25 protein-coding genes and 1 riboswitch are annotated in these 23,223 nt (G+C 66.3%); of the genes, 14 read left to right on the forward strand and 11 right to left on the reverse strand.

The genetic code is table 11. The features are described 5' to 3' along the window. Nucleotides 1-4 precede the first annotated feature (4 nt). From lysA to FGU64_RS12340, 3 genes are all read left to right on the forward strand, one after another. On the forward strand, nucleotides 5-1,270 hold the full coding sequence (gene lysA, locus FGU64_RS12330) for a diaminopimelate decarboxylase (protein WP_139953524.1): 1,266 nt from the start codon (nucleotides 5-7) through the stop codon (nucleotides 1,268-1,270). Nucleotides 1,271-1,384: 114 nt separating this feature from the next. Then, nucleotides 1,385-3,985 carry a TIGR02302 family protein gene (locus FGU64_RS12335; protein ID WP_139953525.1) on the forward strand — a complete coding sequence of 867 codons (2,601 nt, stop codon included), beginning with the start codon at nucleotides 1,385-1,387 and terminating at the stop codon, nucleotides 3,983-3,985. Nucleotides 3,986-4,037: 52 nt separating this feature from the next. Further along, nucleotides 4,038-4,436, forward strand: coding sequence for a glyoxalase superfamily protein (locus tag FGU64_RS12340; RefSeq protein WP_139953526.1), 399 nt, complete (start codon nucleotides 4,038-4,040; stop codon nucleotides 4,434-4,436). Between the two features lie 28 nt (nucleotides 4,437-4,464). On the opposite strand, the gene FGU64_RS12345 is transcribed toward FGU64_RS12340, so the two are convergent. The 3 genes from FGU64_RS12345 to FGU64_RS12355 all read right to left on the reverse strand — a co-directional run bounded on the left by FGU64_RS12345 (nucleotide 4,465) and on the right by FGU64_RS12355 (nucleotide 6,093). Then, a complete protein-coding gene (locus tag FGU64_RS12345; RefSeq protein WP_168734505.1) occupies nucleotides 4,465-4,827 on the reverse strand; it encodes a response regulator in 363 nt (120 codons plus the stop codon). A gap of 62 nt (nucleotides 4,828-4,889) precedes the next feature. Further along, entirely contained in the window at nucleotides 4,890-5,432 is a 543-nt protein-coding gene (gene hpt / locus FGU64_RS12350; protein WP_136357154.1) for a hypoxanthine phosphoribosyltransferase, read from the reverse strand. Between the two features lie 61 nt (nucleotides 5,433-5,493). Continuing rightward, on the reverse strand, nucleotides 5,494-6,093 hold the full coding sequence (locus tag FGU64_RS12355; protein ID WP_246671109.1) for a hypothetical protein: 600 nt from the start codon (nucleotides 6,091-6,093) through the stop codon (nucleotides 5,494-5,496). A 233-nt stretch (nucleotides 6,094-6,326) separates the two neighbouring features. Between FGU64_RS12355 and ftsE the strand changes: the two genes are divergently transcribed. From ftsE to FGU64_RS12375, 4 genes are all read left to right on the forward strand, one after another. Then, the gene (gene ftsE / locus FGU64_RS12360; RefSeq protein WP_136357150.1) at nucleotides 6,327-6,986 is read left to right on the forward strand and encodes a cell division ATP-binding protein FtsE; all 660 of its coding nucleotides are present in this window, start codon (nucleotides 6,327-6,329) and stop codon (nucleotides 6,984-6,986) included. Beyond that, nucleotides 6,979-7,968 (forward strand): ABC transporter permease, encoded by a 990-nt coding sequence (locus tag FGU64_RS12365; protein WP_139953528.1) that lies wholly within the window; start codon nucleotides 6,979-6,981, stop codon nucleotides 7,966-7,968. The genes ftsE and FGU64_RS12365 overlap by 8 nt, the downstream gene beginning before the upstream one ends. A 189-nt stretch (nucleotides 7,969-8,157) precedes the next feature. Beyond that, on the forward strand, nucleotides 8,158-8,766 hold the full coding sequence (locus FGU64_RS12370; RefSeq protein ID WP_246671344.1) for a YdcF family protein: 609 nt from the start codon (nucleotides 8,158-8,160) through the stop codon (nucleotides 8,764-8,766). A gap of 62 nt (nucleotides 8,767-8,828) precedes the next feature. Beyond that, entirely contained in the window at nucleotides 8,829-9,620 is a 792-nt protein-coding gene (locus FGU64_RS12375) for a 1-acyl-sn-glycerol-3-phosphate acyltransferase (RefSeq protein WP_139953529.1), read from the forward strand. A gap of 13 nt (nucleotides 9,621-9,633) precedes the next feature. Here FGU64_RS12375 and FGU64_RS12380 read toward each other — a convergent pair whose 3' ends face one another. Together FGU64_RS12380 and FGU64_RS12385 are read right to left on the reverse strand one after the other, a co-directional pair. Next, nucleotides 9,634-10,581: an aldo/keto reductase gene (locus tag FGU64_RS12380; protein WP_139953530.1), complete on the reverse strand. Its 948-nt coding sequence runs from the start codon at nucleotides 10,579-10,581 to the stop codon at nucleotides 9,634-9,636. Between the two features lie 107 nt (nucleotides 10,582-10,688). Further along, nucleotides 10,689-11,210 (reverse strand): gamma-glutamylcyclotransferase, encoded by a 522-nt coding sequence (locus tag FGU64_RS12385; RefSeq protein WP_139953531.1) that lies wholly within the window; start codon nucleotides 11,208-11,210, stop codon nucleotides 10,689-10,691. Nucleotides 11,211-11,286: 76 nt separating this feature from the next. On the opposite strand from FGU64_RS12385, the gene FGU64_RS12390 reads away from it, so the two are divergent. After that, nucleotides 11,287-12,288, forward strand: a complete 1,002-nt coding sequence (locus tag FGU64_RS12390; RefSeq protein ID WP_139953532.1) for a DUF2125 domain-containing protein — start codon at nucleotides 11,287-11,289, stop codon at nucleotides 12,286-12,288. 100 nt (nucleotides 12,289-12,388) lie between these two features. Here the strand turns inward: FGU64_RS12390 and FGU64_RS12395 are convergent, their stop codons facing one another. Next, on the reverse strand, nucleotides 12,389-13,330 hold the full coding sequence (locus tag FGU64_RS12395; RefSeq protein WP_180375522.1) for a prephenate/arogenate dehydrogenase family protein: 942 nt from the start codon (nucleotides 13,328-13,330) through the stop codon (nucleotides 12,389-12,391). Further along, nucleotides 13,323-14,441, reverse strand: coding sequence for a histidinol-phosphate transaminase (gene hisC, locus FGU64_RS12400; RefSeq protein ID WP_139953533.1), 1,119 nt, complete (start codon nucleotides 14,439-14,441; stop codon nucleotides 13,323-13,325). Before hisC ends, FGU64_RS12395 begins: the two co-directional genes overlap by 8 nt. A 117-nt stretch (nucleotides 14,442-14,558) precedes the next feature. Beyond that, nucleotides 14,559-14,635, forward strand: a riboswitch (SAM riboswitch). Between the two features lie 50 nt (nucleotides 14,636-14,685). Between hisC and metA the strand changes: the two genes are divergently transcribed. Further along, nucleotides 14,686-15,606 carry a homoserine O-succinyltransferase gene (gene metA, locus FGU64_RS12405; RefSeq protein WP_139953534.1) on the forward strand — a complete coding sequence of 307 codons (921 nt, stop codon included), beginning with the start codon at nucleotides 14,686-14,688 and terminating at the stop codon, nucleotides 15,604-15,606. A gap of 17 nt (nucleotides 15,607-15,623) precedes the next feature. Here metA and FGU64_RS12410 read toward each other — a convergent pair whose 3' ends face one another. Together FGU64_RS12410 and FGU64_RS12415 are read right to left on the reverse strand one after the other, a co-directional pair. Continuing rightward, nucleotides 15,624-17,438, reverse strand: coding sequence for an ABC transporter ATP-binding protein/permease (locus tag FGU64_RS12410; protein WP_139953535.1), 1,815 nt, complete (start codon nucleotides 17,436-17,438; stop codon nucleotides 15,624-15,626). Further along, nucleotides 17,435-18,211, reverse strand: coding sequence for a methyltransferase domain-containing protein (locus FGU64_RS12415; protein WP_139955369.1), 777 nt, complete (start codon nucleotides 18,209-18,211; stop codon nucleotides 17,435-17,437). Before FGU64_RS12415 ends, FGU64_RS12410 begins: the two co-directional genes overlap by 4 nt. 126 nt (nucleotides 18,212-18,337) lie before the next feature. Here FGU64_RS12415 and gloB point away from each other — a divergent pair, with 126 nt between their 5' ends. Both gloB and FGU64_RS12425 read left to right on the forward strand, forming a co-directional pair. Then, nucleotides 18,338-19,105, forward strand: a complete 768-nt coding sequence (gene gloB, locus FGU64_RS12420) for a hydroxyacylglutathione hydrolase (protein ID WP_139953536.1) — start codon at nucleotides 18,338-18,340, stop codon at nucleotides 19,103-19,105. Then, nucleotides 19,098-19,547, forward strand: a complete 450-nt coding sequence (locus FGU64_RS12425) for a cupin domain-containing protein (protein ID WP_180375715.1) — start codon at nucleotides 19,098-19,100, stop codon at nucleotides 19,545-19,547. The genes gloB and FGU64_RS12425 overlap by 8 nt, the downstream gene beginning before the upstream one ends. Nucleotides 19,548-19,557: 10 nt before the next feature. Here FGU64_RS12425 and FGU64_RS12430 read toward each other — a convergent pair whose 3' ends face one another. Together FGU64_RS12430 and FGU64_RS12435 are read right to left on the reverse strand one after the other, a co-directional pair. After that, nucleotides 19,558-20,448, reverse strand: coding sequence for an EamA family transporter (locus FGU64_RS12430; protein WP_139953537.1), 891 nt, complete (start codon nucleotides 20,446-20,448; stop codon nucleotides 19,558-19,560). 37 nt (nucleotides 20,449-20,485) lie between these two features. After that, complete coding sequence (locus FGU64_RS12435) at nucleotides 20,486-21,262, reverse strand: DUF3108 domain-containing protein (RefSeq protein WP_139953538.1); 777 nt, start codon at nucleotides 21,260-21,262, stop codon at nucleotides 20,486-20,488. 226 nt (nucleotides 21,263-21,488) lie between these two features. Between FGU64_RS12435 and rpmB the strand changes: the two genes are divergently transcribed. From rpmB to FGU64_RS12450, 3 genes are all read left to right on the forward strand, one after another. Then, nucleotides 21,489-21,785: a 50S ribosomal protein L28 gene (rpmB, locus tag FGU64_RS12440; protein ID WP_139953539.1), complete on the forward strand. Its 297-nt coding sequence runs from the start codon at nucleotides 21,489-21,491 to the stop codon at nucleotides 21,783-21,785. An 83-nt stretch (nucleotides 21,786-21,868) separates the two neighbouring features. Beyond that, the gene (locus FGU64_RS12445) at nucleotides 21,869-22,549 is read left to right on the forward strand and encodes a queuosine precursor transporter (RefSeq protein WP_139953540.1); all 681 of its coding nucleotides are present in this window, start codon (nucleotides 21,869-21,871) and stop codon (nucleotides 22,547-22,549) included. Beyond that, on the forward strand, nucleotides 22,546-23,220 hold the full coding sequence (locus FGU64_RS12450) for a hypothetical protein (RefSeq protein ID WP_139953541.1): 675 nt from the start codon (nucleotides 22,546-22,548) through the stop codon (nucleotides 23,218-23,220). The genes FGU64_RS12445 and FGU64_RS12450 overlap by 4 nt, the downstream gene beginning before the upstream one ends. Nucleotides 23,221-23,223 lie beyond the last annotated feature (3 nt).

Here is a 23,223-nt window from a genome sequence, read left to right on the forward strand (position 1 = left end):
TCCAGTGAACCATTTCGACTATCGCGACGGCGTGCTCCATGCCGAGGACGTGGCGATCCCCGATATTGCGGCGGCGGTCGGCACGCCCTTCTATTGCTATTCGACCGCCACGCTGACCCGCCATTTCCGCGTCTTCTCCGAGGCCTTCGCCGGACTTGACACACTGGTCTGCTACGCCATGAAGGCGAACTCCAATCAGGCCGTGCTGAAGACGCTGGGCAAGCTCGGCGCCGGCGCCGACGTGGTGTCGGAAGGCGAGATGCGCCGCGCGCTGGCCGCCGGCATCCCGGCCGACAAGATCCTGTTCTCCGGCGTCGGCAAGACGGCGCGCGAGATGGATTTCGCGCTGCAGGCCGGCATCCTGTGCTTCAACGTCGAATCCGAGCCGGAGCTGGAACTGCTCTCGGCACGCGCTGTTGCGCTGGGCAAGACGGCGCCGGTCTCGCTGCGCATCAACCCCGACGTGGATGCGAAGACCCACAAGAAGATTTCCACCGGCAAGGCCGAGAACAAGTTCGGCATCCCCCGCCAGCGCGCCCGCGACGTCTACCGGCGCGCCGCCGAACTGCCGGGCATCCGCGTCACCGGCATCGACATGCATATTGGCAGCCAGATCACCGAGTTGCAGCCCTTCGACGACGCCTTCGCCCTGCTGGTCGATCTGGTCGACATGCTGCGCGCGGACGGCCACGCCATCGACCATGTCGATCTCGGCGGCGGCCTCGGCATTCCTTACAAGGCCGACAACAACCCGCCGCCGCTGCCCGACGCCTATGCGGCGGTGGCGCGGAAGCATGTCAGCAAGCTCGGCCTCAAGGTGATGTTCGAGCCGGGCCGCATGATCGTCGGCAATGCCGGCATCCTCGTCGCCGAAGTCGTCTATGTGAAGGAAGGCGACGCCAAGAACTTCCTCATCGTCGACGCGGCGATGAACGACCTCATCCGCCCCACGCTCTACGACGCTTTCCACGACATTCGCCCGGTCGTCCAGCCGGCGCCCGATGCGCCGCGCCTCAAGGTCGACGTCGTCGGCCCGGTCTGCGAAACGGGCGACTACCTCGGGCTCGACCGCGACCTGCCGCGATTGAAGGCCGGCGACCTCATCGCGGTGGGAACCGCAGGTGCCTACGGCGCGGTGCAGGCCGGCACCTACAATTCCCGCCTGCTGGTGCCGGAAGTGCTGGTGGACGGCGACCGGTTTGCGGTCGTGCGTCCGCGCCAGACCTATGACGACCTGATCGGGCTGGACCGGCTGCCGGACTGGCTCTGACAAACGAGGCAGGCGCCATCACGTTTTTGGAACCCGCCTCGCCTTTGCCGTGTTTGCTGGTATTGTCTGCGAAGTGAGGCCGCCCACCCCAAGACCGGCGGCGAACAAGGGCCGATGACGGAACGACCCGCAGTCAGCACCGGAAGGCATCTCGCGGCGCGGCTTGCCGCCAGCCGTACGCTCACGCGCGCCGCCATCATCGTCGAGCGCGGCTGGCCACTTGTACTGCCGTTCGTCATTGTCGCCGTCCTTTTCCTCAGCTTTGCCTGGTTCGGCCTGTTCCCTCGCCTGTCGGATACCGTGCGCCTCGTCGTCGTGACAGGCTTTGCACTGGCCGCGCTGGCCGCTCTCTATCCCTTGCGTTTCTTCCGCCTGCCGACGGCCGCCGAAGTGGACCGCCGCATCGAGGCTGCAAACGCCCTGCCGCACACGCCCTTGCAGGTCCGCACCGACCGGCCGAGCGGCCACGGCTCGGCCTTCTCGCAGGCGTTGTGGGATGAGCACCAGCGCCGCATGGCGGCCCGTCTTAACCGTCTCGGCGCAGACCTGCCGCGCCCGCGCGTGCCGGATCGCGACCCCTGGGCTCTGCGCGCGGTCGCGGCACTCGTCTTCGTTGCAGCGCTTGCCTTCTCCGTCGGCCCGCACGGCGGCAGCATCGCCGATGCCTTCCGCCAGCGGCCGACGGCCGAAGCCGTGCCACCACGCATCGACGCCTGGGTGACACCGCCGGCCTATACCGGCAAGCCGCCGATTTTCCTCACCGCCGACGCCAACCAGGGCGCCAGCGCCTTCACCGTACCGCAGGGCAGCGACGTCACCCTGCGGGTCACCGGCGGCGCAGGCGACGAGACCTTGGGCTATCGGGACACCGGCGGCAACACCCGCCAGATCGAGGCCGCACAACCCAAGGCGACTGCCGCCAACACGCCCGGAGCAGGAAGCACCGGCGCACCCGCGACAGGTCCGGCCGTTCGCCAGTTCGCCGGCAAGCTCAATACGGACGGCGAACTCGTCCTGAAATCCGGCGAGACCGAGCGCGGCCGCTGGCGTTTCGCCGTCGTACCGGACACCGCACCACAAATCCGGTTCGTCGGCGAGCCGAAGCGCGCAGCCAACGGCACGATGGAACTGAACTACCAGATCGACGATGACTACGGCGCGGCCGCGGCACGAGCCGACTTCGCGCTCGCCGATCCGCCGGCGCCGGGTGCACGCCCGCTCTATCCCGTGCCGGAAATGCCGCTTTCCCTGCCGCGCCGCGGCGGCAAGGCCAATGCCGCCCGCACCACCAAGGACCTGACCGAGCATGTCTGGGCCGGCTCGACCATCCGGCTGACGCTGGAGGCGACCGACGACGCCGGCCAGGTCGCCCGCAGCGAGACCAAGACGCTCACCATGCCGGAGCGGCCTTTCACCAACCCGCTGGCGCGCGCCGTGATCGAGCAGCGGCGCCTGCTTGGGCTCGATGCCAATGCCCGGCCGCACGTGCTCGACCTGATGGACGCCATCACGCTGCGTCCGGAGGATACGTTCGACAACATGGCGCATTACCTGGCCATCATGAGCGCCCGCAGCCGGCTCAAGCTGGCCGACAGCGACGACCAGTTGCGCGACGTCGTTTCCTACATGTGGGACATCGCGCTCGGCATCGAGGAAGGCGACCTGTCGGCGGCCGAGAGGAAGCTCAGGCAGGCGCAGCAGAACCTGCAGGACCTGTTGAAGAACGGCGCCAGCGACGAGGAGATCGACAAGGCGATGAAGGAATTGCGCCAGGCGATGCAGGATTTCCTGCGAGAATTCGCCGAGCGCCATCCCAACGACAGGAACGCCCCGCGCATGCCCGACGGCGCCAGGGAACTCAGCCAGCGCGACCTCGAGCGGATGATGGACCAGATCGAGAATCTGGCGAAGTCGGGCGACCGCGACAAGGCGCAGCAGCTCTTGTCACAGCTGGAAGACATGATGAACAACCTGCAGGCCGGCCGTCAGCAGCAGCAGAGGCAGGGCCAGAGCGAGATGCGCCAGCAGATGGACAAGCTGGGCGAGATCATGCGCCGCCAGCAGGAGATGATGAACGAAACCTTCCGCATGGACCGCATGCAGCCCGGCCAGCAGGGCGACGAGCAGGAGTTCGGCGAGAACCAGGGCATGCCTGGCGAGCAGGACCAGCCGCAGAACGGCCAGCAAGGCCAGCAGGGCGGCGAAAAACCGATGACGCCGCAGGAATTCGCCGATGCCTTGAAGCAGCTGCAGGAGGGCCAGGGCAAGCTGCAGAAGGACCTGGAACAGCTCGGCAAGAGCCTGGAAGGCATGGGTATGCAGCCGAACCAGGGTTTCGGCGATGCCGGCAAGGAAATGGGCAGTGCCGAACGCTCGCTCGGCGACGCAGACGGCAACGGCGCCGTCGGCCATCAGGGCCGGGCGCTGGAAGCCCTGCGCAAGGGCGCGCAGGACATGATGCAGCAGTTGCAGGCCATGCAGGGCGACGAGGGCGGCGCGCAGGCAGGCGGCCGCCAGCAGAATGCCGACCGCGACCCGCTCGGCCGTCCCCGCGCCACCGAAGGCCCGGACTTCGGCGATTCGGTGAAGGTGCCGGATGAGATCGACGTGCAGCGCGCGCGCCAGATCCTCGAAGCCATCCGCAAGCGGCTGGGCAACGCGCTCTCACCCGACGTCGAGCGCAGTTACCTGGAACGCCTGCTGGAGTTGAAGTAGGGCGCGATCCGAACCCTGGTCGCTAGGGCATTCTTTCCGGCGATGGTGAACGATGACGAAGCTCGGCAACGTAACGCCCATCCTGCGCATCTTCGACGTGGCCAAGGCGCATGAGTTCTATGTCGGCTTCCTTGGCTTCACGATCGACTGGGAGCACCGCTTCGACGACAACGCGCCGCTCTACGTCGGCATCTCGCGCGATGCCTGCGTCCTCCACCTGAGCGAACATCATGGCGACGGCACCCCGGGTTCCGCCGTTCGCATCCGCACGCAGGACGTGGCGGGCCTCCATCAGGAGTTGATCGGGAAGGGATACCGCTTCGCGCGGCCGGGCTTGGAACACACACCATGGCAGACCAGGGAAGTCACCGTCGCCGATCCCTTCGGCAACCGGCTGACCTTCTGGGAAGAAGCGGACGGACAGGGTGCAGAGGCGGAACCGGCTTCGTAATTCCGGGCAGCGGTTCGATATCCGCCGTTCAGTTCAGCGCGCGACTCACCCGCTCGCGGATTTCGGCGAGCGTGAACGGCTTCTGAACGACGTCGCGGATGATGCCGTTGAGTTCCTCGGCGCGCTCGCGCTGGTCGGCATAGCCGGTGACCAGCATGATGCGCATCGCCGGATAGGCGGCGGCCGCCGCCTTCGCCATCTCGATGCCATCCATCTCCGGCATGCGGATGTCGGAAACGACGAGGTCGTAGCCGCCAGCCGCCGCGCGGATCGAGGCCAGTCCGGCCGCGCCGTCGGCGGCGACATCGATCTGGTGCCCGGCGCGTTCGAGCGCGCGGGCTGCGAGTGTGCGGACGGATTCGTCGTCCTCGACGATCAGAAGCTTTGCCATGGCGCGCACCATGGCGGCTAAGCGTTAAACTTTTGCTGATTCCGGCCCGGCCTCACGGGATTTCACGCGTCGCCGCGCACGATGCCGACAAAGGGTAACTCGCGAAAAGCGTGCCCGACGTCCATGCCGTAGCCGACAACGAAGAAATCCGGGCAGTCGAAGCCGACATAGTCGGCGTTCAGCGTGGTCTGGCGGCGCATGCGCTTGTCGAGCAGCACGGCGATCGAGCAGCTTTTGGCGCCGCGCGACAACATCAGCTCGCGGGTGAACTTCAGCGTCTTGCCCGATTCCAGGATGTCGTCGATCAACAGCACGTCGCGCCCGGCGACCTCGTTGTCGATGTCGCGCAGCACCCTCACCTCGCCACTGCTGGTACCAGCGCCGTAGCTGGAGATGAAGATGAACTCGACCTCCGGCGCAAGACCGGCATCGTGCATGGCGCGGATGAGGTCGGCGGCGAAGATGAACGACCCCTTCAGGACCGAGATGACCAAAAGGTCGTGGTAGTCGCGCGAGGCGATCTCCTTGGCCAGCTCCAGATTGCGCTGGGCGATCGCCGACGCCGAAAACAGCACCTCGATGGACTTGCCGCGAACGACTGGCATGCTGCGTCTTCCCCTATCGCTCAGGGTTTGTGAGATCCGGTTCGGCCAAACCTCGGCCGACCTATTCGGCGAACGTGACCGATACGGTCCCTACGCCGTTCTTAGGCACGTCCAATCGGCTGGAAAAGGCGAATCTTTCGCCGGCAGCCAGAATGCGGCCGGATGTCCCCAGCGTATAGCGCGTCACGCGGCCGTCGGACGCGGCGACACGGATTTCCAGCGGCGGCAGGACGCCAGCCTCCCCGCCCTCGTTGGCGGCCTCGCCGTCGACGAGCAGCACGGGCTTGGTTCCTGACACGTCGAAGCGCGACCTGACGCCGGTCACGCTGAAAGCGGCCTGCACCGCCTGCGGCCCGGAGAACAGCCCCGAATCGCGCACGAGCGCATGCCCGCCCGAGACCCAGAAGGCGGCGAGCGCGATGCCGATGCCGGTGATCCAGAACAGCGGGCCGCCACGAACCGGCGTCCGTCGTTCCGGTTCCGTCTTTTCCTTGCGCAGCATATCCATGCCGACGCGCGGCGATGCCTGCGCAGTCTCGACCTTCACCGCCGGGACAGGCTCCGGCCTGCCGGGCCGCACGATCTCGTAGTCGGCGTCGACGACATCGGCGGGATCAACGGCGCGGCGCGGCGCCACGCCATCGAATGCGGCCGCGGCCATGATTTCGCCGGAAACCGGGCGTGCCGTCCGCCTGTGCGCCCTTGCGCCCGAGATTGTCCCTGATAGTGCCATATTGCGTTTTTCGTAAACGGAATTGGTTAACGCTTCCCGACCGGAGAGACTTTGACGCACCCGCCAGAGCCACAATTTAACCGCCCGTTAACCATGCCGCCCGATGGTCTTTTCGTAGAAACGGGCGGCGCGCCGCCACGCAATCACCCAGGTCGTCGAACGTGATCCGCTTCGAAAATGTCGGCCTCCGCTATGGCATGGGTCCGGAAATCCTCCGCGACATCACCCTGCAGATACCGGAGCGCTCGTTCCAGTTCCTCAGCGGGCCGTCCGGCGCCGGCAAGACGACGCTGCTCCGCCTGCTTTTCCTGTCGTTGAAGCCGACACGCGGGCTGATCACCGTCTTCGGCAAGGACCGCGCCCGCATCCCGCGCTCGGAACTGCCGCTGCTGCGCCGGCGCATCGGCGTCGTATTCCAGGATTTCCGCCTGCTCGACCACATGACGACCTACGAGAACGTAGCGCTGCCGCTGCGCGTGCGCGGGCGCGAGGAATCCAGCTACCGCACCGACGTGACCGAACTGCTGAAATGGGTGGGACTGGGCGAGCGCATGCACGTCCTGCCGCCGGTACTCTCCGGCGGCGAAAAGCAGCGCACCGCCATCGCCCGCGCCCTGATCGAGCAGCCGGAGATCCTGCTGGCCGACGAGCCGACGGGCAATGTCGACCCGCAGCTTGCTCGCCGCCTGCTGCGCCTGTTCATCGAACTGAACCGGCTGGGCACCGCCGTCGTCATCGCCACGCACGACCTCGGCCTGATGGACCAGGTCGACGCGCGCCGGCTGATTCTCTCGGGCGGAAGGCTGGACATCTATGACTGACCTGTCCGCCGACCACCCCGAAGAGAGCGGCGCCGGACGCCTCGAGACGCGCGAGCGCATCCAGCGGCGCAGCGCCCCCATCGTGCCGGCCGGCAACATCGCCGGACGGGCGCTGGTGCTGGTCATCGCCATCATGACTTTCCTGTCGTGCCTCACCTTCGGCGCGGTGACGCTGGTGCGCGACACCGCCTCGGTGTGGGAGAACCAGATCTCGCGCGAGGCGACGATCCAGATCAAGCCGGCCGACGGGCTGGACATGGAAGCAGCCCTCGCCACCGCCGCCGGGATCGCCGCCGCGACGCCGGGCGTGACCGGCACCCGCATCGTCGACCGCGACGCCACCGCGCGTCTTCTCGAACCCTGGCTGGGCGCCGGGCTGGACATCGAGGCGCTGCCGGTGCCGCGTCTGGTCATCGTCACCATCGACGAGGCAAACCCGCCGGATTTCACAGCCTTGAGGACAGCGCTCGCCGGCAAGCTGCCGACGGCGGGGCTGGACGACCACCGCACCTGGGTGGACCGGCTGGTCGCCATGGCGCGCACCACGGTCGCCATCGGCATCGCGGTGCTGGCGCTGATGCTAGCGGCGACGGTGCTGACCGTCGTCTTCGCCACACGCGGCGCCATGGCCGGCAACGGCCACATTATCGAGGTGCTGCATTTCGTCGGCGCCGAGGCGCGCTTCATCGCCCGCGAATTCCGACGCCATTTCCTTTTGACCGGCATGAAAGGCGCGGCTGCCGGCGGCGCGGCGGCGATCCTCGTCTTCATCGTCTTTTCCTGGTGGTCGTCGCGCAACATGGCGACCCCGCAGGCCGACCAGGCGACCGCGCTGTTCGGCCATTTCGCCATCGGCTGGGCCGGCTATCTCGGCGTCTTCCTGATGGTGCTGGTCATCGGCATTTTGACTGCGGCGACCTCGCACGCCACGGTCGTGGCCTTCCTCAGCGACCTCGATGCTCGCCAGACCGATACCGGATAGGGCAGATCGCCGATGGATTTGACCTGGCGCAACCAAACGACGGCTGCGACCTACCAAAGGCCGCAATTCGGAGTTAACCATGTGAGCATGAAGGGGCAGGATTCGATCGACACGGCGGACACCGCGCCGGCGGCGGTCGATGGCGCACGCCTGCCGGGCCGCGCCGTCGTGCGGATTGCACTCGGCTGCATGGTCCTGGTCGCCGCCTGCTTCGTCGTCGGCTTCGGCTGGTTCGCCAGCCATGTCGCCCACCTGTCGACACCGGCCGATCCGCAAAAGGCCGATGCCATCATCGTTCTGACCGGTGGCCAGGCGCGGCTCGACGCGGCGATGGAACTGCTCGAATCGGGCAAGGGACAGCGGCTGCTGATCAGCGGCGTCCATCCCTCCGCCAGCCGCTTCCAGTTGCAGAAGGCGATGGGCGGCGACAAGGCGCTGTTCTCCTGTTGCGTCGACCTCGACCGCACCGCGCTCGACACCATCGGCAACGCCGAGGAAAGCGCCAAGTGGGTGGAGAACCACGCCTATGGCAGCATCATCGTCGTCACCAACAACTACCACATGCCGCGCAGCCTGCTGGAGCTCGGCCGGCTGCTGGGCGGCGCCCGGCTGGAACCCTATCCGGTGGTCAATTCCGATCTCGGCAACGGCAACTGGCTGACCAAGCCGGAGGCGCTGCGCGTGCTGTTCACCGAGTACAACAAGTATCTCCTGGCGCTGGCGCGCGGCATCGTACCGTTGAAGCCGACGCCCGACGGCGTCACGCTGGCCGGCGCAGGCCCCCCTTCCGTCCGATAGCCGTTTCCTTTTTCGCCAGCCTTGGTGTAACGAACGGCAAATCCTACCGGACAGCCCCACCGATGCTCTACCTCCGTTCGCTGGCTTTCAACTTTGCGTTCTATGTCAGCCTGATCGTCCAGATGATCCTCTGGACGCCCTATTACTTCCTGTCGCCGCGCCACCGCGCCTGGTTCGTGCCGAAATTCTGGTCGCGAACCAGCCTGTGGCTCTACCGCGTGATCGCCGGCACGAAAAGCGACATCGCCGGCACGGAGAACCTGCCGGAGGGCTCCTTCATCCTCGCGCCCAAGCATCAGTCGTTCTGGGACGCCATCGCCTTCTTCCCCTACCTGAAAGATCCGCTCTACATCCTCAAGCGCGAGCTGACCTGGATTCCCTTCTTCGGCTGGTACATCCAGAAGATGCGCATGATCCCGGTCGATCGCGGCAGCCGCTCCAAGGCGCTGAAGGCCGTCACCGCCGCCACGCGGGCCGAAATGGCGCGCAACCCGCGCCAACTCATCATCTATCCCGAAGGCACGCGCCGCGCGCCCGGCGCCGAACCCGCCTACAAGTACGGCATCGTCGAGATCTACACGCAGCTCGGCCTGCCGGTGGTGCCGGTCGCCCATGTCGCCGGCCTCTACTGGCCGCGCCGCAAGTTCCTGCGCTATCCGGGAACCATTCGTGCCCGCTTCCTGCCCGCCATCCCGCCGGGGCTCGGCAAGGACGAATTCATGCGGCGACTGATTTCGGAGACGGAGGCAGCCTGCGACGCCTTGCTCGTCGAGGCATCGCGCCAGCCGAACCCGCCGCCGCTGCCGCCGACCGCCGTCAAGCGGCTGGCGGAACTGACGTCCGAGGCGAAGTAGGCAGCGGCAAGGTTCAGGCGCTGGCGTCGTCCAGTTCTCTTGTATCGGCGGCCGACAGCGGCAGCGACGCCGAACGGATCAGGCTCTCCAATTGCTCCAGGCTGGTCGCGCTGGCGATCGGCGCGGTCACGTCCGGCCGGGCGATGATCCAGGCCAGCGCCACCTCCGCCGGTTTGGCCTTGTGCCGGGCCGCCACCGCATCCAGCGCATCGAGGATGCGCAGGCCTCGCTTGTCGAGATATTTCTTCACCCCGCCGCCGCGTGCGCTCTTGCCGAGATCGGCGATCGAACGGTACTTGCCCGACAAGAAGCCGCTGGCCAGGCTGTAATAGGTGATGACGCCGAGCCCTTCGGCCGCGCAAAGATCGGCCAGCGGCCCCTCGTAAGAAGCGCGGTCGTAGAGATTGTATTCCGGCTGCAACACTTCGTAGCGCGGCAGGTCGCGCAGCCGGGCGATGTCGAGGGCCGCACGCAACTGTCCGGCATCAAGGTTCGAGGCGCCGATGTTTCGCACCTTGCCGGCCTTGATCAGTTTCTGGTAGGCGCCCAGCGTTTCCTCATGCGGCGTCGTCGGATCCGGCCAGTGCGACAGGTAAAGGTCGATGGCGTCGATCTGCAGCCGCTTCAGCGAATCCTCGACGGCCTTCTCGATATGGGCGGCGGACAGGTCCTTCTTGCCCTGCCCCATGTCCGAGCCGACCTTGGTGATGACGACGACGCGCTCGCGGTTACCCCGCGCCTTCATCCACTTGCCGATGATGGTTTCCGATTCGCCGCCCTTGTTACCCGGCACCCAGCGCGAATAGGCGTCGGCCGTGTCGACGGCGTTGAAGCCGGCCTCGACGAAGCGGTCGAGCAGGGAAAAGGATGTCCTTTCATCGGCCGTCCAGCCGAACACGTTGCCGCCGAAGACGAGAGGGGCGATTTCGAGGTCTGTTCGACCGAGCCGGCGCTTCTGCAAGATATTTCTCCGTGTTCGTCCATCGAATCGACTGGTTGCCCGCCGACCCTATTGCCTGCCGCCACCCAGTCCAAGCAAAGACGTTCCGTTTTGCCCGGATCGCCGTTTCACGATGGCGCGAGCCGCCGCGCCACGCCCTCCAGCCAGCGGTCGCGGATGCCGAGCGATTCCAGGTGCTCCAGCGTACTGGAAAGATAATCTTCGTTGCGGCCGGACTGGCCGGATGCGCCCTGCACCGCCGCCGCCGCCCTGTCCTCGTCCAGCGCGCCGGCATACTGTTCATGCGCACGGTCGGCGACATAGGTCACCGCCGGCACCGTCTCGCCTGTTTCCAGCCGCACCGCCACCATGCGTTCCAGATAGACGTTGGTAACGAGTTCTCGCGCGCGCAGATAGTCGATCACCTCGTCGTGCCGCTCGCCCCGCACGCGGAAGGCAAGCCCGACGCAGGAACCGCCACGATCCAGCCCCAGCACCAGCCCCGGCCGCTCGCGCGTGCCGCGATGGACGAAGGAATAGATGCAGAGCGAGCGACGATAGCCGTAAAGCCGCGCCCGGCGCGCCTCGACATGCTCGAACCCCGGCCGCCAGATCAGCGAGCCATAGCCAAAAACCCAAAAATCGCCCATATCGCCAAGCCTGTATGCAAGGAAGGGAACGCCGTGCGGAACCGCCGGCACTCCCCGCGTTAACGAGAGCGGCAGCATGACGTCAAGTGAACAATCCCCGCCGAAGACACGCCGTCGCGGCCTGCTCTGGCTGGTTCTGGCGCTGCTGATGGCGTTCGGCCTCTACAGCGCCGGCTGGTTCTGGCTGGCCGACAGGGTCCGCGGCCAGGCCGCCCAGACCATCGCCACGCTGAACGGTAAGGGGATCGACGCCGACTGCGCCAACCTCACGGTCAGCGGCTATCCGCTGCGCTTCGCCGTTTCCTGCGACAGTCTCGCCTATGAGGATGACGCCCGCGCCGTCGCCGCTTCCAGCGGCAAGCTGGACGCGGTGGCGACGATCCTGCGGCCATTCTCGCCATCGGCGGAATTTCGCGGGCCGCTCAGGACCACCGCTCCCGGCATGCCACCGCTGTGGATCGACTGGGATCACCTGCGGGCCGACGCCGGCCTGTCCTGGCCGACGCCGGCCAGCCTGAGCCTGACCGCCGAGGGCCTGTCGGGCCAGACCGATCCGGAAGACGGCGACCCGGTCTCGCTGTTCAGCGCCGGCAAGGCCGACACCGAACTGCGGCCGAGCGGCGAAGATCTCGTCGCCAGGGGTAGTTTCGGTGACGTCGAGATCGATGCCGAGGCCATCGGCGGCCGCATGGTGCCGCCCTTCGACGCCGCCGGCGAAGCGACGCTGAAGAACGGCGTCGCGATGCTGCAGGCAGGCACGAAAAGCCTGCGCGGCCAGTCGATCGAGATCGCCAACCTCGAGCTTTCCTCCGGCGAGGCGAGGGTGTCGCTCTCCGGTCCTCTCTCTGTCGACGCAGATGGGCTGATCGACGCCAGGCTGAACATCAAACTCACCAACCCGAAGGCGGTAGCGACCGTGCTTGCCGGCATCATCCCGGAGCAGAAACGCCAGATCGAGCAGGGCTTCGCAGCCCTTGCCATGCTGGGCTCCTCCCCGTCGATGCCGCTGGTTATCGCCAAGGGCAAGGCGTCGCTGGGGTTCATTCCATTGGGGAAGATCGGGGCGATAGGGGAGTAGGGCAGTAGGGCAATAAGGCGGTACGGCAGTAGGAAGTCCAATACCTACTGCCCTACTGCCCTACTGCCCTACTGCCCTACTGCCCTACTGCCCTACTGCCTTATTCCCCTGTTGCCTTCCCCTGCTCCACACCGTGCCGCCCGAAGTCCGGCGCAGCCGTTTCCTGGCCGGCCTCGATGATCGAGCGACGGATGCCGCGCGTGCGGGTGAACAGGTCGAACAGCTTCTCCCCGTCGCCCCAGCGGATCGCCCGCTGCAGCGAGGCGAGATCCTCGGAGAAACGCGCCAGCATTTCCAGGATCGCGTCCTTGTTGTGCAGGCAAACGTCGCGCCACATCGTCGGGTCGGAGGCGGCAAGGCGGGTGAAGTCGCGGAAACCGGAGGCCGCGTATTTGATGACCTCGCCCTTGGCCACCGATTCCAGGTCGTCGGCGGTGCCGACGATGTTGTAGGCGATAATGTGCGGCAGGTGCGAGACGATCGCCAGCACCATGTCATGGTGTTCGGCGTCCATCGTGTCGATGTTGGAGCCGCAACGGCGCCAGAATTCCGAGAGTTTTTCCAATGCGGCCGGATCGGTGCCGGGCAGCGGCGTGAAGATGCACCAGCGGTTCTCGAACAGTTCGGCAAAGCCGGCGTCCGGGCCGGACTTTTCCGTGCCGGCCAGCGGATGACCGGGGATGAAATGCACGCCTTCCGGCACGAAAGGCTGCATCTGCGCGATCACCGAGGCCTTGGTCGAGCCGACGTCGGTGAGGATCGCCCCCTTCTTCAGCGCCGGCGCGATTTCTTCTGCGACCTCGGCCGAGGACCCGACCGGCACCGAGACGATGACGAGATCAGCGTCGCGCACGGCCTCTCTAAGATCAGTCGAATAGCTGTCGCCGAGGCCGAGTTCCTCGGCCCGCTTCAGCGTCGAAGGACTGCGCGTGGCGATGGCGATATGGCGGGCAAGGTTCTCGCGGTGGATGACGCGCGCCAGCGACGAGCCGATCAGGCCGATGCCGACCAGCGCGATCTTTTCAAACAGGGGTTCAGGCATTGTTCTGGCTTTTCAGGAATTCGGAGAGTGCGGCGACGACGCCGCGATTGGCTTCTTCGGTTCCGACCGTCATGCGCAGCGCGTTGGGAAAACCGTAGCCGGCAACGCGCCGCAATATATAGCCGCGTGCCGTGAGATAATCGTCGGCCTTCGCCGCCGAGTGCTTTTCGGCTTCGGGGAAATGGACGAGGAGAAAATTACCGACGCTGGGCGTCACGCGCAGCCCCAGCCCGGTGAATTCTTCGGTGAGCCAGGCGAGCCACTGCTCGTTGTGGGCGACGCTGCGTGCAATATGCTCGTGATCGCGGATGGAGGCGATGCCGGCCTCGATCGCGGTGGCGTTCACGTTGAACGGCCCGCGCACCCGGTTCACGGCGTCGACGATTGCCGCCGGCCCGTACATCCAGCCCAGCCGCGCACCGCCGAGGCCGATCTTGGAGAAGGTGCGCGTCATCACCACGTTCTCGCTGGAGCCGACCAGCTCGATTCCCGCCTCGTAGTCGTTGCGCCGGACATATTCGGCATAAGCGGCGTCGAGGATCAAAAGCACGTTTGCCGGCAAGCCGGCATGGAGCCTGCGCACCTCGTCGAACGGCAGGTAGGTGCCGGTCGGATTGTTGGGGTTGGCGAGGAAGACGATCTTCGTGCGTGGCGTCACCGCCGCCAACATGGCGTCGACGTCGGCCCGCTCGTTGGTCTCCTTCACCACCACGGGCTTCGCGCCTGCTGCCTGCACATAGATCTTGTAGACCATGAAGGCGTGTTCGGTGAAAATCGCTTCGTCGCCGGGCGACAGGTAGATCTGCGTCAGCAGGCCGAGGATTTCGTCCGAACCGTTGGAGCAGACAATGTTCGCCGGATTGAGCCCATGCACCTCGCCGATCGCCTCGCGCAACCGCCTGGCCGAGCCGTCGGGATAGATGTCGAGCCGACCGGCGACCGCGCGCGCGGCCTCGATCGCCTTGGGCGAGGGGCCGAGCGGGTTTTCGTTCGAGGACAGCTTGAAAAGCTTCACGCCGGCGGGCGCGGTGCTCTTGCCCGGCACATAGGCCTCGATGTCCATGATGCCCGCGCGCGGGGTTGGACGTGCCTGATGCTCAGCCTTGGTCATGTCGGAAATCCGTGGAAGCCGCTGCGGGAATACAGGCCGCCGCCGCCGCTGTCGAGAGGTGGCGGCTGGGCCAAATCGCGCCCGTTGACGACGCCGCGCCGCAGGCATAGATACGGTTTCGAACGTCGTGGTGATTTGCCGGTCGGCTTGCAGCCACGTTAAAGAAGTCGCTAAAGGACCGTGAGGGCAAAAACCCATGGGGCCGGTCGCGATTTCGCCGCCGGTCTTTTTGTTGGAGTGTCCCATGCCAATCAAGATCCCCGATCAGCTTCCCGCCCGCGAAGTGCTTGCCCGCGAAGGCGTGTCCATCATGGACGAGAAGACGGCGCGACGACAGGACATCCGCCCCTTGCAGATCGGCTTGCTCAACTTGATGCCCAACAAGATTCGCACCGAAACGCAGTTCGCCAGGCTGATGGGCGCCACGCCGCTGCAGGTGGAACTGACGCTGGTGCGCGTCGGCAACCACAAGGCCAAGAACACCTCGGAAGAACACCTGATCGCCTTCTACCAGACCTGGGAGGAGGTGCGGGATCGCAAGTTCGACGGCTTCATCGTCACCGGCGCACCCATCGAACTGCTGGCGTTCGAGGAGGTGAACTACTGGAACGAGTTGACCCGCATTCTCGACTGGACGGGGACGAACGTCCATTCCTCCTTCTTCATCTGCTGGGGCGCGATGGCGGCGGCGTGGCATTTCCACGAGGTGCCGAAATACACGCTGGACAAGAAGGCGTTCGGCGTCTTCCGCCACAGGAACAACGCGCCCGCCTCGCCCTATCTCGCCGGCTTTTCGGACGACTTCGCCATTCCCGTCTCGCGCTGGACGGAGGTGCGCAGCGCCGACATCAAGCCCGATACCGGACTGGAACTGCTGATGGAATCGGACAGGACCGGTCCCTGCCTTTTGTCGGAAAAGGCCGGCAACCGGCTCTACATGTTCAACCATATCGAATACGATTCCACCTCGCTGAAGGAGGAATACGACCGCGACGTGGCCGCCGGCACCGCCATCGAGGTGCCGCATGAATATTATCCCGGCAACGATCCGTCGAAGCCGCCGCTCAACCGCTGGCGCTCGCACGCGCATCTTCTGTTCGGCAACTGGATCAACCAGGTCTACCAGACGACGCCGTACGACATCGAGAACGTCGGGCAGGGCTGACGACAGGCGAACAGCCGTCAGACCGATGATGCCGCCTTCTTGCGCTTGGGCGTAGCGGGCGGCGGCTCGATGGCGCCGGCGCGCATGCGCGGCGGCCGCAGCGGCTCGCCGCCCTCGCGCTTGACGATGTCGAGTGCGCGCGGGAAAAAAGCGTGGTTGTGAAGGCCGCGGCCGATGTTGACGACGGCAGCCTCCGGAAGCCGCTTTTCCAGCATGGCGAGAATGCGCTTCACCGTCGCGCCGTCGAACGTATCCAGCGCCTCGTCGATGACGATCCAGCGCGGCTTTTCCAGTCCCAGCCGCGCGAAGGCCAGAAGCCGCTGCTCGTCGTCGTTCAACTCGTGCTCCCAACGTGCCGAACGGTCGAGCGAGCCGGCAAGATGGTCCAGCCCCATCTCGGCGAGAGCCGCCTTGAGGGCCGCGTCGTCCTTGCGGGCCTCGTCGCTCGAACGCACGAGCACCTCGCGCAGCGGCGCCGGCGGGAAATAGGGCGTGCGCGGAATGAACACCGGCGTCTCCCCCTTCGGCATGCCGATGCGTCCGCTGCCCCATGGCCACAGCCCGGCGAGCGCGCGGAAGAACAGCGTCTTGCCGGTGCCCGGATCGCCGCTCACCAACACATGCTCGCCCGGCTTGATGCGCACATGATCCTCGGTCAGCCGCGTGCAGCCGTCGGGCGACTTGATCTCCAACCCCTCGAAGCTCATCGACCCGTCGGCGTTCTCGGCAAGCTCGATATGGCCTTCGGCGCCGTGCAGCGTGTCCGTCTCCGTCAGCGCCAGCCGGAAGTCGGCCACGCGCATCAGCGTCGCGCGCCAATCGGCGATGGCGCCGATGTTGTTGACGAACCATTTCAGCGAGGAATGCACCTGGTTGAAGGCGCCCACCGCCATCATCAGCCCGCCGAACGAGATGTCGCCGGCAAAATAGACGGGCGCGGCGACGAGAATCGGCGCCACCACGGTAATCCAGCCATAGGTGTCGGTAACCCAGGCGAGATTGATCTGCGCCGTATAGATCCGCATCATGGCGGTGAGCACGGCGCCGAGGTCGAGGGAGAGCCGCTTCTTTTCCTGGCCCTCGCCGTCCGCAAGCGCAATGGCGTCGATATGCTCGTTGACGCGCACCATGGAGTGCCGCAGTTCCGCCTCGCGCGTGTAGCGATCGCTGTTCAATTCGATCAGCGGCCGGCCGACCAGCCAGCTGATCAGCGACGCCAGGCCGGCATAGAGGAAGGCCGCCCACACCATGTAGCCCGGGATGGCGATGGAATGGCCGGCGACATGGAAGACGAAGCCGGACGACAGGGTCCACAGCACACCGACGAAGGAGACGAGCAGGATCAGCGCCTGGACGAAGCCGATGGCAAGGCCCGTCGTCAGGTCGGAGAGATGGCCGGCATCCTGCTGCATGCGCTGGTCCGGATTGACGCCGATGGCACCGGCATGGGTCAGGCGGAAGGCACGGTTCGGCCGCATCCATTCCTCGATGAGATCGGTCGTCAACACCTCGCGCAGCCTGAGCTTGATGCGCTGGTTCAGCCATTGCTGCGCGATGTTGAGCAGGATCAGGCCGCCGGCGATGGCTGCGAACACCACGAGCTGGTGCAGGAATTCGGCCACGTCGCGCCGCTGGATGGCGTCGTAGAAGGGCTGGTTCCAGCGGTTGAGCAGAATCTGGCCGAACGACGTGGCGACGATGACGGCGAGGATGGCGGCCGATGCCCAGGCGATCCTGCGGGTGATGGGCGAACCCGCCAGCGCCTGCCGCATGGTCGCGAGTTGGTCGGACAGGCTGCTCGCCTGGATTTCGGTGGTCTCGGGCGCATTCATGCGGGATCGGCTCCATGCCGCGTCGAACGGTTTCCGACACGGCCGAGGCCGGTGACGCCCTGCGGCGACAGCGCCGGCACGAAGACCCTGCGCGAAGCGCGCTGCGCCGCCGGCACCCCCTGATAGAGCCGCTTCTGCGCCGCCACCACCAGCACGCCCGAGAAGATCGGCCAGAACCGCCTGCCGCCGCGCTCCAGCACATTGTGGAAGCGCATCATGAAACGGCGCGGCGACGGCGGAAAATGCAATCCGTCGGCCCAGGCGGCGGGCGTGAAGTTCGCCTCGCGCAGCAGTTCCGCGAGTTGGCCGCGCGAATAGGGCCGACCGGTGCCGAAGGGCGTGTGCTCGAAGCGCGCCCACATGCCGCGCCGGTTGGGCACGACGATGACGACATGGCCGGCGGGCGACAGCACACGCCAGATTTCGTTCAGCGTCTCACGCGGGTTCTCGGTATGCTCCAGCGAATGGACAAGCAGCATGCGGTCCACCGAGGCGTCGACAAGCGGCAGGTCCTCCTCGAACACCAGCGCGGTGGATGTCGGTCCCGTCGCCGGCCACACCACCGCGCCCTGCGCCGCCGGCATGAAGGCGAAGACGCGCTCCGCGTCGGCGCCGAACCGTTCCAGCCAGGGCAGCGTATAGCCCAGCCCGACGAGACGTTCGTTCGGCACGCTCACCCATACCGACGAAAGAGCCATGGTGATGGAATGCTCCGCCAGCCGGCCGAGCGTCGAGGCATAAAAGGAGCGCAGGTCGACGATGTCGGAATGCATGGCGGGACGGTATCCGCGAAGCGGGTGGAGTTCAACAAAGGCGACGACGGCGACATTGGCGGGTGACAGTCGCATCTGTCCGCCCTATCTGTGACTTCGACAGACGAATGCAAGAGGAGAAGGCGGATGGCCGTCGAGATCGAACAGTTCATGTGCCGCGAGGACAATTTCGGCGTGCTGATGCGCGACCCGGTGACCGGCGACACCGCGCTGATCGACGCACCGGAGGAAAAGCCAATCCTGGCAGCAATCGAGCGGACCGGCTGGGTGCCGAAGCTCCTGCTCATCACCCATCATCACGCCGACCATGTCGAGGCCAACCTTGCCCTGAAGAAGCGATTCGGGCTGAAGATCATCGGTCCCGAGGGCGAGAAGGACAGGATTCCCGGCATCGACGACACCGTACGCGGCGGCTCGACCATCGGCTTCGGCAACGAGGAGATCGAGGTGATCGACACGCCCGGCCACACCGCCGGCCACGTTTCCTATTACATGCCCCAGTCCGGCGTCGTCTTCGCCGCCGACACGCTGTTCGCGCTCGGCTGCGGGCGGCTGCTCGAATGCCCGCCCGACGTCATGTACGAATCGCTGAAGAATCTGTCGGACCTGCCGCCGGACACGAAAGTCTATTGCGGCCATGAATACACGCTTTCCAACGCCCGCTTCGCGCTGACGGTCGATCCCGACAACAAGGCGCTGCAGGCGCGGGCGAAAACGGTCGAGGCGCTGCGGGAGGCGGGCCGGCCGACGCTGCCCACCACCATAGGCGACGAACTGACCACCAATCCGTTCCTGCGCTGGTCGGACCCGTCGATCCGCAGGCACCTCGGCATGGAGCAGGCGTCCAGCGACGCCGTCTTCGCCGAGATCCGCCGCCGCAAGGACAATTTCTGAGCCGGCCGTGACCGCGCGCGCCGTCATCGAAACCCTCGGCATGAAGCCGCATCCCGAGGGCGGCTGGTATGTCGAGACGTTTCGCGACGCTCCCGAAGGCGGACGCGGCCATTCCACCGCCATCTATTTCCTGCTGGAGCGTGACCAAGTCTCGGCTTGGCATCGCGTCAGGGATGCCGCCGAAATCTGGCATTTCTACGCCGGCGCACCGCTGGAACTGTCCATCCACGAGGAGGGTCGGCCGGTCGAAAAGCATCGTCTCGGCCCCGACCTCGCTGCCGGCCAGCGCCCGCAGGCAGTCGTCCCCGCCGGCTGCTGGCAGACGGCTAAAAGCCTGGGCGACTGGACGCTGGTCGGCTGCACGGTCGCACCCGGTTTCGATTTTTCTGCCTTCGAGCTGGCCGCCCCCGATTGGCAGCCCGTGGTCGCGTCGGAGCGGTGATCCTGGCCGCCTAGCGCCCCGCCTCCGCGGCCGCGACCTTGCGTCCACCGAACAGCAGCGCCTTTGCCGCCAGCACCGCGCCACCAGTGATCAGCACGCAGGCCGCAAGGATGCGCCAGCTTGGCTCGGCGAAGCCTGCCGCGATCAGCACCAGCGTCGAAAGCAGCGGTGCGGCGTAGCTCGCCGCGCCCAGCACTTGGATGTTGCCGCGCTTGACGCCGATGTCCCAGGCATAGAAGGCTGCCCCCACCGGCATCAGGCCGAGACCGACGACCGCCAGCCACTGGCCGGCGCCAGCGGGCCAGACCGTTTCCTCCAGCAGCAGATGACAGACGAGCGAGAGCACAGCCGTCGCCAGGCAAAACCAGGTGACGATCGTCGTCGGCACCGAGGGGAAGCGCCGAGACAGAAGCGAATAGCCTGACCACAGGAAGGCGCACACCCCTGCCATCGCATAGCCGAAGCCGTAGCGCGCATCGAAGGAAAGCCCGCCACCCTTGGTGATGATGAGCACGGTACCGGCCAGCCCCAGCAGCGCGCCTGCAACGTGGTTCCAGGCTAGTTTTTCGCCCGGCATCAGCGCCGAGCCCAGCACGATCAGCAGCGGCCACAGATAGGCGATGAGGCTCGCTTCCACCGCTGGCGCGTTGCGCAGCGCGGTGAAGTAGAAGAAGTGGTAGCCGAACAGACCGGCGATGCCGATCAGCCACACCTGGGGCGGGATCTTTTCCCGCCGCGCAGGCGGCGCGTAAACGCGCGCGGCAAGCCCGACACAGGTGCCGATGGCAAAGCAGATCGCCGAAAGCTGGAACGGCGGCATGGAGCCCGAGGCGTCTGTCAGAAGCGCCAGCAGCGCCCACATGGCGATGGCCGAAAAGCCGATCAGTGTCGCGCGCGCCATTTGCAGTCCCCCTGGCCTTCGCAGGGCGCGCGGCGCCTTACTGCGTCGTTTCGAAACGTCGCGCGTTGACGGTGAGCGTGCCGATCTCGGTGCCCACCGTGGCGCGGATCGGCGCATATACGCTGGTTTGCCCAAGCGGCGCAAAGGTCACGAGGATATGGCTCTTGGTCCTCAGATATTGCAGTCCCTTGCGTCCCTTGCGGTAGCCCGAGACCGGCTCGAACTGCATCCGGCAGGTCACCGTCGGCCCCTTGTAGCCGGGAACGGCTATCTCGCCCTTGGAGGCAAGGGAGAGCGTCAGGTTGGCGCGCATCTCGCCGTCATAGATCCTGACCGTGCGGCCGCAGACCGAATCGAGATCGGCGGCCGGCACGATCGTGGTGGCGGTCGGGTCGAGCACGCCCTTGAGGTCACTGAGGTCGATCGCCACCCAGTCCTCCGGGTGCGGCTTCGGCGGCGGCAGCACCTTTGTCGAGGTGACGGAACCGCCGGAAAAGCGGATGTCCAGCATCGACGTCTTCTTGCCCGACGTGTAGTCGGCGCGGAAGCTCTGCGGCACGACGCGCTGACCTGTGACCCTGCCCGTCGCCCTCAGCGTGCCGGTGGTGTCGTCGAACAGGCGGGCAAGGCCCGCCGCCGCCACGCGGCCGTCCACGGTGTAACTATCGCCGTCGTAGCGGCTGTCGAAGCTGGCCTTGACGACGGTGAGGCCGAGATAGGAAACCGTGTACTCGCCATGGAACGTGCCCGCATACGCCATCGCGCCCGGCGACACGGCGGCCAGCATGGCAAGCAGGGCGGTATGACGAAACATGCGCGGCTCGATCCTGATGCTCGCGGTTGCAAGATTGCCCTTGATATAGGGGCGATTCCGGCGGCAATGTGAAGCGGCCGGCCTTCGCCTCGCCAGCTTGTGCTTGACGCCCCGGCGAAATGCCACTATGGAACGCCAACTTTTTCCATGAGGCCGCTTGAGCAGTCCGCGCGCCGTCCGGCGCGGCAGCACGATTTGGCCCGAGCAGAACCTGAAGGTAGCAAACATGTCCCGCGCCTGCGAACTCACCGGCAAAGCCGTCCTGACCGGCAACAATGTGAGCCATGCCAACAACAAGACCCGGCGCCGTTTCCTGCCGAACCTCGTCAACGTGACGCTGATCTCGGAAGCGCTGAACCAGAACGTGCGCCTGCGCATTTCGGCCAACGCGCTGCGTTCGGTCGAGCATCGCGGCGGCCTCGACGCCTTCCTCGCCAAGGCGAACGAGAAGGAGCTGTCGCAGCGCGCCCGCCTGCTGAAGAAGCAGATCGCCAAGAAGGTTGCCGAGCAGGCCGCCGCCTAAAGAATTGGGCGGGGGACGACCGCCTCTGCGGGAGCGCGCCTGACGGGCAGGCTCCCACTGGTTCCATAACCCAGGATAAAAAAATGAATTTCCTGTTCCGTTACCTGCCTTTCGTGGCGGCCATGGCGCTTGTCGTCGTCGCCTCCAACATCCTCGTGCAGTTCCCCATGCAGGGCAGCCTCGGCGGTCTGGCCTTGGCCGATATCCTGACCTGGGGCGCCTTCACCTATCCCTTCGCCTTCCTCGTCACCGACCTCGCCAACCGCCGCTACGGGCCGGCGGTGGCGCGCAGGATCGTCTTCGTCGGCTTCATGCTGGCGGTCGTCACCTCCATCGTCGCCCCGCCGCTGCTGTTCAAGGCCGGCTGGATCGAATTCGAGACTCATGCCGACCGGCTGGTGCGCATCGCGGCCTCTTCCGGCGCGGCCTTCCTGACGGCGCAACTGCTCGACGTGACGGTGTTCAACTGGCTGAGGCGGCAAAGCTGGTGGCGAGCGCCGATCTTCGGCACGCTGGCCGGCTCCGTCTTCGACACCGCGATCTTCTTTACGATCGCGTTTTCGGCCACTTTCGCTTTCATCGGACCTGGCGACGCCTTCGCGCTGGAGCCTGCCCCGCTGCTCGGCATGTTTTCCGTCGAGACCATGCGCTGGCTCTCCTGGGGGCTCGGCGACCTGTCCGTCAAGCTCCTGATCGCTGTCTTCGCGCTGATCCCCTACCGGCTGATCGCCGCGCGCTGGATGCAGCCGGCGGTCGCCGCGTGATTCCCTGGGTCCAGTTGGACAGGGCGCCGCTACCGGACGGCGGCGAGCTTCGCCTGAAACGGCGCGGCACGGAATTCTCGATCATGCTCGGCACGAACGAGCTGATGAACAGCCGGCTCTCCGGTTCCGAGGAAGCCCTCGCCGCGCTGGCGTGCGAAAGGATTAACGGCCGCAACGCGCCAAGAATCCTCATCGGCGGCCTGGGCATGGGCTTTACGCTGCGCGCCGCACTGGACGCCCTGGGTGCCGACGCCACGGTCGTGGTGGCCGAGCTCGTTCCGGCCGTCGTCGCCTGGGCGCGCGGCCCGATGGCGACGGTGTTCGGCTCCTGCCTCGACGATCCGCGCGTCAGCGTCCGGCAGACCGATGTCGGGCTGCTGATCCGCGACCGCGCCACCGTCTACGACGCGATCCTGCTCGACGTCGACAACGGCCCCGAAGGCATCGTCCACAAGGGCAACGACGCGCTCTACAGCCATCGCGGCCTTGCTGAGGCCCATGCGGCGCTCAAGCCGGGTGGCGTGCTGGCGGTCTGGTCGTCGGCTCCGGATGCCGGGTTCACGCGACGGCTGGCCGGCGCAGGCTTTGCCGTCGAAGAGGTCAATATCCGCGCCAACGGCAAGCGCGGTGCACGCCATACGATCTGGCTCGCCGTCAGAAGACCCGCATAGCGG

This window comes from Mesorhizobium sp. 8, assembly GCF_006351905.1.
GTDB classification, from domain to species: Bacteria; Pseudomonadota; Alphaproteobacteria; order Rhizobiales; family Rhizobiaceae; genus Mesorhizobium; species Mesorhizobium composti.

Excerpts from the sequence above, each read along its gene's own strand:
- FGU64_RS12335 (WP_139953525.1), top strand. The coding sequence starts at position 1,385 with ATGACGGAACGACCCGCAGTCAGCACCGGAAGGCATCTCGCGGCGCGG.
- FGU64_RS12340 (WP_139953526.1), top strand. The coding sequence starts at position 4,038 with ATGACGAAGCTCGGCAACGTAACGCCCATCCTGCGCATCTTCGACGTG.
- FGU64_RS12345 (WP_168734505.1), bottom strand. The coding sequence starts at position 4,827 with ATGGCAAAGCTTCTGATCGTCGAGGACGACGAATCCGTCCGCACACTC.
- hpt (WP_136357154.1), bottom strand. The coding sequence starts at position 5,432 with ATGCCAGTCGTTCGCGGCAAGTCCATCGAGGTGCTGTTTTCGGCGTCG.
- FGU64_RS12355 (WP_246671109.1), bottom strand. The coding sequence starts at position 6,093 with ATGGCCGCGGCCGCATTCGATGGCGTGGCGCCGCGCCGCGCCGTTGAT.
- FGU64_RS12365 (WP_139953528.1), top strand. The coding sequence starts at position 6,979 with ATGACTGACCTGTCCGCCGACCACCCCGAAGAGAGCGGCGCCGGACGC.
- FGU64_RS12370 (WP_246671344.1), top strand. The coding sequence starts at position 8,158 with ATGGTCCTGGTCGCCGCCTGCTTCGTCGTCGGCTTCGGCTGGTTCGCC.
- FGU64_RS12375 (WP_139953529.1), top strand. The coding sequence starts at position 8,829 with ATGCTCTACCTCCGTTCGCTGGCTTTCAACTTTGCGTTCTATGTCAGC.
- FGU64_RS12385 (WP_139953531.1), bottom strand. The coding sequence starts at position 11,210 with ATGGGCGATTTTTGGGTTTTTGGCTATGGCTCGCTGATCTGGCGGCCG.
- FGU64_RS12390 (WP_139953532.1), top strand. The coding sequence starts at position 11,287 with ATGACGTCAAGTGAACAATCCCCGCCGAAGACACGCCGTCGCGGCCTG.
- FGU64_RS12395 (WP_180375522.1), bottom strand. The coding sequence starts at position 13,330 with ATGCCTGAACCCCTGTTTGAAAAGATCGCGCTGGTCGGCATCGGCCTG.
- hisC (WP_139953533.1), bottom strand. The coding sequence starts at position 14,441 with ATGACCAAGGCTGAGCATCAGGCACGTCCAACCCCGCGCGCGGGCATC.
- metA (WP_139953534.1), top strand. The coding sequence starts at position 14,686 with ATGCCAATCAAGATCCCCGATCAGCTTCCCGCCCGCGAAGTGCTTGCC.
- FGU64_RS12410 (WP_139953535.1), bottom strand. The coding sequence starts at position 17,438 with ATGAATGCGCCCGAGACCACCGAAATCCAGGCGAGCAGCCTGTCCGAC.
- FGU64_RS12415 (WP_139955369.1), bottom strand. The coding sequence starts at position 18,211 with ATGCATTCCGACATCGTCGACCTGCGCTCCTTTTATGCCTCGACGCTC.
- gloB (WP_139953536.1), top strand. The coding sequence starts at position 18,338 with ATGGCCGTCGAGATCGAACAGTTCATGTGCCGCGAGGACAATTTCGGC.
- FGU64_RS12430 (WP_139953537.1), bottom strand. The coding sequence starts at position 20,448 with ATGGCGCGCGCGACACTGATCGGCTTTTCGGCCATCGCCATGTGGGCG.
- FGU64_RS12435 (WP_139953538.1), bottom strand. The coding sequence starts at position 21,262 with ATGTTTCGTCATACCGCCCTGCTTGCCATGCTGGCCGCCGTGTCGCCG.
- rpmB (WP_139953539.1), top strand. The coding sequence starts at position 21,489 with ATGTCCCGCGCCTGCGAACTCACCGGCAAAGCCGTCCTGACCGGCAAC.
- FGU64_RS12445 (WP_139953540.1), top strand. The coding sequence starts at position 21,869 with ATGAATTTCCTGTTCCGTTACCTGCCTTTCGTGGCGGCCATGGCGCTT.